Annotated in this window: 1 pseudogene; it reads left to right on the top strand. The window is 35.8% G+C overall.

From position 1 onward, the window contains the following. Window positions 1–1101 (top strand): annotated as a pseudogene (locus HMPREF9088_RS11505) (IS3 family transposase); the annotation flags it as partial. Window positions 1102–1193: the final 92 nt, after the last annotated feature.

The following is a 1193-nucleotide window of genomic DNA, read 5'->3' as shown; positions in this document are numbered from 1 at the left end:
GAAAAAAGTTAGCGAAAGATGAAGGCGTCAGTCGAGGATCGCTTTACCAATGGAAAAACACGTTTCTTGGAAAGGATTTCCCATTGCGCATGACTTCAAAAAATCAAGGAAAAAAAAGAGTTACTTTTAAAAGAAGTGGAAGAATTACAAAAACAAGTACACCAATTACAAATCGAAAAAGCATTGCTAGAAGGAGCTGCTGAACTGCTAAAAAAAGAAAAGGGCATCAATCTTCTTTATCTATCAAATCAAGAAAAAACGATATTGATTGATGCTCAACGAAATCGATTTACGTTGAAGGAGCTGCTTCAACAACTTAAGTTGTCTAAAAGTAGCAATTTTTATCAAAAAAAGGCACGTGAGAAACCAGATAAATATGTTGAAGAATGTCAATTGATCATGACTATTTTCAACAGTAACTTCTGTGCTTATGGTTACCGCAGAATTCACCAAGCTTTAAAAAACATGGGGAAAAGCCTATCTGAAAAAGTCATACGGAGATTAATGCTTGAGGAAAACTTGATGATTAAATTTTCTAAGCGAAAAAAATACTCTTCATATGTTGGAGAAATTACTCCTGCACAACTAAATCTTTTGAATCGTAATTTCAAAGCAGAAAAACCAAATGAAAAATGGTTAACAGATATTACTGAGTTGAAAATTCCTGCAGGAAAAGTTTATTTATCCCCACTTGTTGATTGTTATGATGGAGCTATTATTAGCTGGACCATCGGAACAAAGCCTGATTCAGAATTAGTGAATACTATGCTAGATACTGGGATAGCTACCTTGCAAGATCAATAGTACCCGATTATTCATTCGGATTGTGGTGCTCACTATCGATGGCCAGGTTGGATCGAGCGAATGAACAAGGCAAACTTGTCTCGTTCTATGTCTGAAAAGGGGTGCTCGCCAGATAACTCAGCGTGTGAAGGTTTCTTTGGACGTTTAAAGAATGAAGTGTTTTATCAACGTGACTGGAAAAACACAACAATCAATCAGTTTATCAATCAGGTAGATGACTATATCCATTGGTACAATAATCAACGAATCAAGTTATCTTCAGGAGGAATAAGGCCTCTTCAATATCGAAAGAAATAAGGATTTATTTGTTAAAAAAGGTCCAGAAAAACATCCGCACCCCCTTTCCTACATTTTATCGTTGCCGTTAACACCTAGACGGACTTTATTTT

Source organism: Enterococcus italicus DSM 15952 (genome assembly GCF_000185365.1).
GTDB lineage: Bacteria > Bacillota > Bacilli > Lactobacillales > Enterococcaceae > Enterococcus_G > Enterococcus_G italicus.
The sequence above is the reverse complement of the archived record's forward strand: the minus strand, read 5'-3'. Positions and strand labels throughout refer to the sequence as shown.